The sequence below is a fragment of the Bacillus sp. 204(2023) genome (assembly GCF_037027505.1).
Classification (GTDB): Bacteria; Bacillota; Bacilli; order Bacillales; family Bacillaceae; genus Bacillus; species Bacillus subtilis.
This window is the reverse complement of sequence record NZ_JAXCHE010000008.1, coordinates 171,151-180,730: the sequence shown is the minus strand read 5'-3', so window position 1 is coordinate 180,730 and position 9,580 is coordinate 171,151. Positions and strand designations below refer to the sequence as shown.

General features: G+C 41.9%; 11 protein-coding genes. 4 read left to right on the top strand and 7 right to left on the bottom strand.

Going from position 1 to position 9,580, the window contains the following annotated elements; translation table 11 throughout:
* Positions 1 to 169: 169 nt before the first annotated feature.
* Positions 170 to 1,135, bottom strand: a complete 966-nt coding sequence (locus tag WA279_RS16690; RefSeq protein ID WP_336156053.1) for a bile acid:sodium symporter family protein — start codon at positions 1,133 to 1,135, stop codon at positions 170 to 172.
* A 218-nt stretch (positions 1,136 to 1,353) separates the two neighbouring features.
* Here WA279_RS16690 and WA279_RS16685 point away from each other — a divergent pair, with 218 nt between their 5' ends.
* Positions 1,354 to 2,691 (top strand): sodium-dependent transporter, encoded by a 1,338-nt coding sequence (locus tag WA279_RS16685; protein ID WP_336156052.1) that lies wholly within the window; start codon positions 1,354 to 1,356, stop codon positions 2,689 to 2,691.
* Between the two features lie 32 nt (positions 2,692 to 2,723).
* Here WA279_RS16685 and WA279_RS16680 read toward each other — a convergent pair whose 3' ends face one another.
* The 3 genes from WA279_RS16680 to dhaS form a co-directional block, all read right to left on the bottom strand.
* On the bottom strand, positions 2,724 to 3,569 hold the full coding sequence (locus WA279_RS16680) for a superoxide dismutase (protein WP_015251901.1): 846 nt from the start codon (positions 3,567 to 3,569) through the stop codon (positions 2,724 to 2,726).
* A complete protein-coding gene (gene sqhC, locus WA279_RS16675) occupies positions 3,559 to 5,457 on the bottom strand; it encodes a sporulenol synthase (RefSeq protein WP_336156051.1) in 1,899 nt (632 codons plus the stop codon). Before sqhC ends, WA279_RS16680 begins: the two co-directional genes overlap by 11 nt.
* 100 nt (positions 5,458 to 5,557) lie before the next feature.
* A complete protein-coding gene (dhaS, locus tag WA279_RS16670; RefSeq protein WP_336156050.1) occupies positions 5,558 to 7,045 on the bottom strand; it encodes an aldehyde dehydrogenase DhaS in 1,488 nt (495 codons plus the stop codon).
* A 229-nt stretch (positions 7,046 to 7,274) separates the two neighbouring features.
* Between dhaS and WA279_RS16665 the strand changes: the two genes are divergently transcribed.
* Positions 7,275 to 7,478, top strand: a complete 204-nt coding sequence (locus WA279_RS16665; RefSeq protein ID WP_003231245.1) for a DUF6501 family protein — start codon at positions 7,275 to 7,277, stop codon at positions 7,476 to 7,478.
* A gap of 355 nt (positions 7,479 to 7,833) precedes the next feature.
* Positions 7,834 to 8,178, top strand: a complete 345-nt coding sequence (locus WA279_RS16660) for a PH domain-containing protein (protein WP_003220141.1) — start codon at positions 7,834 to 7,836, stop codon at positions 8,176 to 8,178.
* 90 nt (positions 8,179 to 8,268) lie between these two features.
* On the opposite strand, the gene WA279_RS16655 is transcribed toward WA279_RS16660, so the two are convergent.
* Positions 8,269 to 8,502, bottom strand: coding sequence for a hypothetical protein (locus WA279_RS16655; protein ID WP_003231251.1), 234 nt, complete (start codon positions 8,500 to 8,502; stop codon positions 8,269 to 8,271).
* Positions 8,503 to 8,506: 4 nt separating this feature from the next.
* Positions 8,507 to 8,770: a hypothetical protein gene (locus WA279_RS16650; protein WP_004399338.1), complete on the bottom strand. Its 264-nt coding sequence runs from the start codon at positions 8,768 to 8,770 to the stop codon at positions 8,507 to 8,509.
* A 66-nt stretch (positions 8,771 to 8,836) separates the two neighbouring features.
* On the opposite strand from WA279_RS16650, the gene yocM reads away from it, so the two are divergent.
* Positions 8,837 to 9,313 (top strand): salt stress-responsive protein YocM, encoded by a 477-nt coding sequence (gene yocM / locus WA279_RS16645; protein ID WP_003231255.1) that lies wholly within the window; start codon positions 8,837 to 8,839, stop codon positions 9,311 to 9,313.
* On the opposite strand, the gene WA279_RS16640 is transcribed toward yocM, so the two are convergent.
* On the bottom strand, positions 9,300 to 9,527 hold the full coding sequence (locus WA279_RS16640) for a hypothetical protein (RefSeq protein WP_014480021.1): 228 nt from the start codon (positions 9,525 to 9,527) through the stop codon (positions 9,300 to 9,302). The genes yocM and WA279_RS16640 overlap by 14 nt on opposite strands.
* Between the last annotated feature and the right edge of the window lie 53 nt (positions 9,528 to 9,580).

Below are 9,580 nucleotides of genomic sequence, written 5' to 3'. Positions count from 1 at the left end.
TACCTAGCCAAGCAAGGCTAGGCATGTGGGAGTGCTTTTTCTGCACCTGAAATCAGATGAATATGTAAAGAAACAGCCCAAAACAAAAAAGCTTGTAGAAAAAAACACCGTTTTCTCTACAAGCTGAAGGTACATCACGATAAAGTGATGTACCTTTTTTGATGCATATTTAAAGTGATAGATTGCTGCTTTTGGATATAGCTTGTTTCTTTTTCACTTTTTTTGACCAATATGTTGCAAGCATAGAACCTGAAAGGTTATGCCACACACTGAATATTGCGCTGGGTACGGCAGATAGCGGTGAGAAATGAGCCGTGGCAAGTGCAGCCCCAAGTCCGGAGTTTTGCATGCCGACTTCGATTGCGATCGCTTTTTGAGACGGGTAATCCATTTTTAAAAGCTTTGCACAAAGAAACCCCAGTAAATAACCGATACCGTTATGAAGGATAACAACTGAAAAAATGAGCAACCCCGATTGAAGCAGATTTTCCCGATTGCCGCTGACGACAGCTGAGACAATCGCAACGATGCCAATGACAGAAACAAGCGGAAGGGCATGTACGGCTTTTGCCACTTGTTTTCTGAAAAACATTTTGACAATCAGACCTGCAATGATCGGAAATAAAACCGCCTGTAAGATTGAGATAAACAAAGACCCCGGCGAGACAGGAAGCCATTCTTTGGCAAACAGCATAATCAACAACGGTGTTACAACAGGTGCCAATAAGGTAGAAATTGTCGTAACCGCAACAGAAAGGGCAGTATTTCCTTTTGCTAAGAATGTCATAACATTAGATGCAGTTCCCCCGGGACAGCAGCCGACAAGAATAACACCAACTGCGATTTCAGCTGGAAGATGAAGCCCAAATGCGAGGCCGAAAGCAACGAGCGGCATGATCGTATACTGAGCTATTACTCCAATAATAACTTGCCAAGGCTTTCTGACCAGCTCTTTGAAATCATCGGCTTGCAGTGTAAGGCCCATCCCAAACATGATAATGCCAAGAAAAATCGTAATATAAGAACTGATCCACGTAAATAAAGATGGGAAAGAAAATCCCAGCGCTGCAAAAACAATGACCCATATGCCAAAGGTTTGTCCTGCAAAATGACTTATTTTTCTAATGATGTCCATAAAAACACTCCTAACACACTTATCAAGAACTTCAGCAGAAATTCTTACAAATTTCATAACATTCTCTTATTATAAATAATTTTCTGAATAATTCAATATTAGTTTTTGGCAGATGTCTATAGATATATGATGTAAACTAATCAAAATGTTCTTGACTATATAGGAAGATATTCTTACAATGAACCTTTATAATGGTTAGATCAAATAGGAGTGATACGGTGAAGGAAGCAAATCAATGGTCTTCGAAGCTCGGCTTTATTTTAGCCGCGGCAGGATCAGCTATCGGGCTTGGTGCGATATGGAAATTCCCATATGTTGCCGGAACCAGCGGAGGAGGCGCATTTTTACTTATTTTTATTTTATTTACGGTTTTAATCGGACTGCCTTTATTGTTAGGTGAATTCATCATAGGCAGAAGAACACAGAAAGATGCCGTTCAGTCCTATAAAACACTTGCTCCAGGAACGAAGTGGCATTGGATCGGTTATTTAGGCATGGTGACGTGCTTTATTCTTCTATCTTTCTACAGTGTCGTAGGCGGATGGATTTTAATTTATATTATAAAAGGCTTCACTGGCGGTTTATCGCAAACATCTGGTTTTGATACGATATTTGCAAGTACCATTTCAAATCCTTATTTGGCTGTAGGGGGCCAGTTGCTCTTTATGGCAGTGACCATTTTGGTTGTTGCAAAAGGAGTTAGCAGCGGAATTGAAAAGGCTAGCCAAGTATTAATGCCGGCGCTATTTATATTATTTATTATTTTAATGGTGCGTTCTGTTACCCTTGACGGTGCGATGGAAGGGCTCAAGTTTTTCCTGATGCCTGATTTTTCAGCGATTGACGCTAATACGATTTTGTATGCGATGGGTCAGTCCTTTTTCTTATTAAGTGTCGGTGTATCTGTCATGGTTACGTACAGCTCTTATTTAGGGAAACAGGAAAATCTTGTGCAGTCCGCTGTATCAGTAACTGTATTGAACGTACTTGTTGCAGTTATGGCAGGGATTGCGATTTTTCCAGCTGTATTTTCATTTGGTCTCAAGCCAGACCAAGGACCGATTCTGTTATTTAACGTGCTGCCAACTATATTTAATCAAATGCCGTTCGGAATTATCTTTTTATTAGCATTTTTAATTCTATTTTTATTTGCTGCATTGACATCCGCTTTTTCAATGCTGGAAATTTTGGTCGCAGTGCTTTCAAAAGGTGATGTCAATAAGAGAAAACGATTCTCTTGGTTAGGCGGAATCGCTATATTTATTGTCGGTGTGCCGTCTGCATTATCATACGGTGTCTTAAGTGACGTCTCTATATTTCATCTGTCTATTTTTGATGCGGCTGACTATCTTGTGAGCAATATTTTAATGCCGTTAGGTGCGTTACTGATTTCGATTTTTGTCCCGCTAAAAATACCGAAACAGGATTTGTTTGACGAGCTGAAAAGCGGTTCCAATCTCAAACGAAAGTGGTTTGCGGTTTGGCTGCTGCTCATTCGATATTTATCTCCTGTTGCCATCATCATCGTGTTTTTGCATGTGATAGGCATTTTTTAACACACGAAGCCCCCGAGGAAAGGGGGCTTTTTTTAATAGAGCTTCCAAACGACTTCTTTTGCCTGCTCAAAACGTTTTTCAGCCTCGCGCCAATCCACGACATTCCACCAGTGATCGACATAGCTGGCCCGGTCATTTTTGTATTGCAAATAGTAGGCATGCTCCCATACGTCAAGCGGTAATAGGGGGATCACATCCCATTGGCTGAAGAGCTGGTGTTTTTCTGCCGTTAAAATCTCCAGCCGTCCTGATCGAGGTGCCCAGACCAGAATGGCCCAGCCGACGCCTTCCACTTTTTTAGCGGCCTGGGTAAAATGTTCTTTAAAAGCGGAATAGCTTCCAAATGAAAGGTCTATCATTTGGAACAATGCTCCTGTAGGACGCCGTTTTCCGTTTGGATGCATAGAAAACCAAAAAATACTGTGCAAATAATGGCCTGCTCCATGGAATGCAAGCTCTCTTTCCCAATGAGTGATTAAGTCATAATTCTTTGTTGCTCTCGCTTTTTTAAGCTCTGATTCTGCTTTGTTCAGACCATCGACATAGCTTTGATGATGTTTTGTATGATGAAGGACCATAATATCGCGTGAAATATAAGGTTCTAAGGCGGAGTATTTGTAAGGAAGCTTTGGCAGCACGTGTTTCCCTATAGGGACATATGCGCGTCTTTCACTTGTATCATCTGATTCTGTAATATCCCGGTAAAGGGCAGCGGCCTGTTTATACCAATCTTCTTCTGTTGTTTGGTCATCTTCCAGAGCCTCAATCATCTTGTCGATTTGATCTTCAAACTGGTCAAGCTGTCCTCGCTTTTGAATCTGATCTTTCAGGGCTTCACACCAATTGAACATCTCCGTTTGATAAGATTCACGTTTCATTTGCTGTCTCCTTTTCAATAGAATCTAAATATTTCCCGACAGCCAGCAAAGAGAATACATATGGATAACTGTGATAGCGAATATAAAACTGCTTCGGCAATCCGATCCCTGCTGGATACGCGAGGCTATCGGCGCTATGCGAACTGCTGTCGGTAAGGTATTGCATGCCTTTCACAACTGACGGGTGTTCGGAATTTTCATATGTGAGCAAAGCGTCTAAAGCCCAGGCCGTTTGTACAATGGTTCCTCTATGAAGCGGTACATATGTTTTGATTTCGGCGCTTTTGCAGGATTCTCCCCAGCTTCCGTCATCATTTTGTATGGATTTGAGCCAACGCAGAGCCTTTTGTATACCGGGATGCTTTCGGTCAACCCCGCATGCATGCATACCAGTAAGAGCAGCCCAAGTGCCGTAAATGTAGCAAACACCCCATCTGCCGTACCATGACCCATTTTGCTCCTGATGTTCGAAAAGCCAGTTCACAGCGCGTTGAATATGTTGATGTTTTTTTGTGAAGCCAACTTTCTCGCCTAAAAAGTGCAGTACACGTCCGGTGAGGTCGGCGGTTGAAGGGTCAACTGCAGCGTCCTCTGCGGATTCAAGCGGCAGAAGGCGGATCAGTGGGTGGTTCACGTTTTTTTCGAAAGCAGAAAATCCGCCGTCATTGTTTTGCATCGATAAAAGCCAAGATACCCCCCGCTCCCATGCTGCAGGAGAATGATTGCGGGGAATCGCTTTTAAAACGGCTGCAGTGTCGTCACAGTCAGGGTTATTTGTATTAATGTTTGAAAACCCCCAGCCGCCAGGAACTGAATTTGGATTTTTGACAGACCAATCTGCTATTTTGGAATGCTGGCGTTCTAGCAAAAAATCGGCTGCTTTTGTAACAGAGCCATCCGTTTCGGTCACACCATTTTTTTGAAGGGCATAGCTTATTAAAGCTGTATCCCAAACAGTTGAAGTGGAGTTTTCCAGATAAGGAATCCCGTTGCATTTAGTCACCAGTGATTTAATGCCGGTAATCGCCCTCCTGATAACAGAAGAATAGCGTGACACACCAAGTGACAGAAGGCTGTAAACCATATATATGGTTGCGCTCGCATAGCTGTATAATGTTCCATCTTTTTCAATCCGGTCCAGCATATACGTTTTAGCTGTCTGTAGGCCCAGCTGCTGAAAAGCAAATGGTGCATGAAAAACGCGTTTCCAATGTGACAAAATAGACGTGAGATCTCTTTCTTCGAAAGCATCAGACCGAAGCCAAGTGAAAGGATTTTTTGTCATGTGCGGATCGAGATGGCGAAGAGATGAAATATTGCGGTTAATAAGGACAAATCGCTGATTGAGTGTTACAGCCATAGGAGCAAAATGAATACGGGCATATGAGCTGAACTGATAGAAATGAATCGGCAATGTTGGGGGGAGCGCCATGAGTGATAATGGTAAATACAAAGCAGGCCAAGGATAAAGCCCGTTCGCGGCAAGCATCCATTTTGTCATGAAATGAACATGTCTCAAACCGCCATGTGAGATGATAAATTGTTCAGCTTTCTTCATGTGCGGCTCAGATCTGTGAAAACATCCTGAAGCCAGCATCCCGACATATCCTTGGACGGTAGCCGTTAGGTTTCCGCGCGTTTCATCGGGATAGTTGATAAATGTGCCGTCTGGCTGCTGTTTTGCATGAATGCCGGCTGCAAGGGATGATATCAGTTCTTTTTCATTTTCGCCTTCATCTAGTGAGGTAAGGAGCAAAATAAAAAAGGAATTTGTCAAGATTGGTCCTTCAAAGCAAAATGTCCATGAACCATCAGCATTTTGCCTGTCTCTTAACTCGGTAATGGTTTTCTTTTGAAAACGCCTCACTTTCTCCTGAAGTGTGCCCATCACGCTCAACTCCTTCAGAAACATATATATTCAGCGTCTTTTACTGCCATTACAGAAAGAAAAAAACTGCTGGCAGGCAGCAGTTTTTTAAACATACATGTTAGTCTTCAAGGTTTATCCATACACTTTTGACTTCTGTGTAATTATCCAAGGCATATGATCCCATTTCTCGTCCGAGTCCTGACTGTTTATAACCGCCAAATGGAGACGCCGCGTCAAACACATTATAGCAGTTCACCCAAACGGTTCCGGCTTGAAGTCGGTCCGCGATATAGTGAGCCTGCTTGACGTTCTCTGTCCATAGTCCGGCCGCAAGCCCATATTCTGAATGGTTTGCCCGTTCAATAACTTCATCGACTGTTTCGTACGGAATTGCGGTCAGCACGGGTCCGAAAATTTCTTCTTTCGCGATGGTCATTTCGTCTTCAACATTCGCAAACACAGTCGGTGCGACAAAATATCCTGCTTCAAAAGGACAGCTTCCGCCGGTCACTGCTTTTGCTCCTTCATCTTTTCCTTTTTGAATATAGGAAAGAACGCGCTCATGCTGTTCCTTGCTTACGAGCGGCCCGATTTGAGTATCTTTATGAAGTCCCGCTCCTTGGCGGAGTGACTCAGCATAGGATGCCATTTCATCAACAACTTCATCATATTGGTCTTTATGAATGAAGACACGTGAGCCCGCACAGCAGACTTGACCCTGGTTAAACATCACACCGTTTAAAGCGCCCGGGATGGCTTTTTTCAAATTCGCATCCGGCAGAAGAATATTAGGCGATTTTCCGCCCAGCTCCAATGTAACACGCTTAATGCTTTTCGCTGCGGTGGACATGATTTTCTTTCCGATTTCAGTGGAACCGGTAAAGGCAATTTTATCAACCGCTTCGTGGTTCGTCAGCGCTTCTCCCGCATCTTCACCGAATCCTGGGATGATGTTGATTACACCGGCAGGGAAACCGGCTTGGTCAATTAATTCTGCCAAATAAAGAGCTGAAAGCGGTGTTTGTTCAGCCGGTTTGAGGACGATTGTACAGCCTGTTGCAAGTGCCGCGCCCATTTTCCACATCGCCATCAGGAGCGGGAAATTCCATGGAATGATCTGGCCGATGACACCGACAGGCTCATGACGCGTATAATTAAAATAAGCGCTGGAAACCGGAATCGTCTGTCCTGTTATTTTTGTACACCAGCCGGCGTAATAACGCATATGCTCAATAGCCAGCGGAATATCTCCATTAGTCGTTTCATTGATCGGTTTCCCATTATCAAGTGTTTCAAGCTGAGCAAGCTCAGTTTTATGCTCTTCCATTAAGTCTGCCAGCTTATACATCAGTCTGCTTCTCGAAGCTGGAGACATTGTTCTCCATTCACCTTGGTCAAAGGCTTTCCGGGCAGCTTTAACCGCTTTGTCCACATCCGCAGCCTGGGCTTCATACAGCGTCATCAAGGTTTCGCCAGTCGCCGGGTTTGGAGTGTCAAAGGTTGCCCCTGAGGCACTCGGAACAAACTTTCCGTCAATATAAAGCTTCTTTGTTCCCTGTAAAAATGTCTCCAGCCTTTTCGTCACTTGCATCGTTAAAGAACTCATCCGTAACAAACCTCCAGTCATTTTTTATGGTCTGTTCTGAGATTCTTGGTGATAGCACATTGATTCTTGGATTGAATAGCAGAAATAAGCTGTGATAGTTGCTTCAAACGTAAGCGTATACAAACATTCTATAATAGAAATCAAGGCAAAATCAATGAATAACCGATATTGCAATTTACAAAAGAAAAAAGCTACAATAAGCTTATAGATAAGAAAAGGAGATTTCATCATGATTCATAAAAATTGGCTTGAAAAAGAAACAATTAAAAAAGTAAAGTGTGTGCAGACAAACGCAAAAAAATATATCGTAAACCGCGTTTTAACGCCGGGAAAAGAATATGAAGTAAAAAATGAAACAGAGGAGTTTCTCTTTGTGGTCGACAATACCAATAAAGTCGGCGGCTATTATAAAGAATACTTCGAAGAGATGTAATGCTTCCTTGAATAATCAGGAAGATTTTGTCAAAAGTGGTCGATCCACAAAACCGCAGCTCAGCTGCGGTTTTTTTGTGGTTAAAACAGGAAATATAAAACAAGAATAAAAAATCATTAAAAACCACTTTTTTATAAAAACATTGCTGTATATTGAAACTTTTTTCTCTATATGTGCGTATTACTTGATGACAACAGCTTAAAAGCCAAAAAACAAATCAAAAATTTGAAAAATGTAATCTGTTCGTAATGGTTTAAATGTCTTCTATGTCGTATTCTTATATAGGGATAAAGGACTTATTTTTATGTAGTGAATGATAAAACAAATAGATAAATGCAGAAAGAGGGGTTCTTCATTGGGTATTTTTTCTGTTAGCAGATCAACGGACGCAAAGAAGCTTGAGGCTTTGCTCGTTGAAGGGGAAAGAATAGAATCGATTTATAAGCTCCGAGTGGACCAAATTTGCTTTACAAATAAGCGGATCATTTTCTTTGACAATAAAATGTTTTCCAAAAAGAAGGTTCGTGTATTTCTTCCATATAAAACAATTGAAAGCTTTGCCATCCAAGAAGCGGGAATGTTTGATCCGGACACTGGGCTTTTATTGATGACAAGAAGCAAAACGTTCGAATTAGAATTTGCGAAAGACACCGATTTAAGCGAGGTTCAGGCGGTGCTGACAAAGCATTTGTGCAGCTGAATATTTGATGAGCCAGCCGTTCAAAAAATGGTTAGGCTTTTTTTATATAAAAACGAGAACAGGGCATGTGCGCCCTGTTCTTATTACTTATTACACCACACTGTTTTTCGCTGAGTTCGAATCAACAAGATCTGCATCTAATACATTTGAAATCGGTACGACAAGAGGAGTAAAGTCGCCATTTTCTTCTCCAAACCCTTGATTTATTTTAGCTGATAAAAAGTAATCGACCTGCTGATATGGACCGAGTGTTAAAGAGGAACCACGGTCCATCGTATTGATTTTAAATCCGCCGACATTCACGACGGAGGGTGAAAAGAACATCTCATCACTTCCTTTTGATTGAGGAGTTAACCGCTTCACTTTCAAAAGAGGCCGGAGAATCAATTTGGTCTCTGTCATCCACATGGCTTCTCGTGCCCATAAATCCGCTCGCATCTCCAAAATTCTGTCCGTAGCCTTGATTTTTTTTATCTGAATTTTGCCATTCTGCCAATAAATTTTGTCCTACGTTAACCGCTGAAGCATTTTCAAAGGAATTAATTTTCAGCATGAAAATATTAATATTGATATACGGAGTTGGTTGAACCACAGGCAAACCTCCTTTCTATAGTTGTATGCTGGCGGTTATAAAGTATGTTAAGACAGGGGGCTTCAAATGGATTTCGAAAAGATGAAGCAGTGGATGGAATTCGCACAGCAGATGTACGGCGGTGACTTTTGGAAACAGGTATTTGATGAAGACCAAAAAACCCCTTTTATGACAAATGGCCAATCTCCGTTTCCGTTTGCGCAGCAAGATCAGCGAGGGAAAGGAGATGCTTCATTTCCGAGCATGGATATTGTAGATACCGTTGCGGAAGTGCAGTTTTTAATTTATCTTCCAGGCTACCGTAAACAAGACGTTCACATATTATCGTACGGAGATTATTTAGTGGTGAAGGGGCAGCGCTTTTCCTATTTTAATGAACAGGACTTTCGCCAAAAAGAAGGGAAATACGGAAGTTTTGAAAAGAAAATTCCGCTTTCCGATCATCTTCATGGAAAGATGAATGCCATTTTTAAAGACGGAATCCTATACATCACTATTCAAAAAGACGAAGGTCAAGCGAAAACCATTGTTATTGATGATTGATTTTCATACTGAGTGCATCTGCCCCATCACGGTCATCAATTGATTCAATCGGAATGACCATGACAATAACATCTGCATTTTGTTCCCCAAAACCGTTATTTCTTTTGATAGCAGAGCGCCTGTTCCTTAACTCCGCAGAACCAAAGGTAAGGGATGAGCCGGTGCCTATCGAGTTAGTCTTGAGATGAGAAATATTGATGTTAGTCGGAAGCATGAAAACCTCTCCTTTCTATGGGATATACCTCATTATATATGTAGACGAAAGAG

What these genes read in the sequence shown, in the direction of transcription:
- WA279_RS16690 (WP_336156053.1), bottom strand. Translation starts at nt 1,135, where the DNA reads ATGGACATCATTAGAAAAATAAGTCATTTTGCAGGACAAACCTTTGGC.
- WA279_RS16680 (WP_015251901.1), bottom strand. Translation starts at nt 3,569, where the DNA reads ATGAAACGTGAATCTTATCAAACGGAGATGTTCAATTGGTGTGAAGCC.
- sqhC (WP_336156051.1), bottom strand. Translation starts at nt 5,457, where the DNA reads ATGGGCACACTTCAGGAGAAAGTGAGGCGTTTTCAAAAGAAAACCATT.
- dhaS (WP_336156050.1), bottom strand. Translation starts at nt 7,045, where the DNA reads ATGAGTTCTTTAACGATGCAAGTGACGAAAAGGCTGGAGACATTTTTA.
- WA279_RS16665 (WP_003231245.1), top strand. Translation starts at nt 7,275, where the DNA reads ATGATTCATAAAAATTGGCTTGAAAAAGAAACAATTAAAAAAGTAAAG.
- WA279_RS16655 (WP_003231251.1), bottom strand. Translation starts at nt 8,502, where the DNA reads ATGTTCTTTTCACCCTCCGTCGTGAATGTCGGCGGATTTAAAATCAAT.
- yocM (WP_003231255.1), top strand. Translation starts at nt 8,837, where the DNA reads ATGGATTTCGAAAAGATGAAGCAGTGGATGGAATTCGCACAGCAGATG.
- WA279_RS16640 (WP_014480021.1), bottom strand. Translation starts at nt 9,527, where the DNA reads ATGCTTCCGACTAACATCAATATTTCTCATCTCAAGACTAACTCGATA.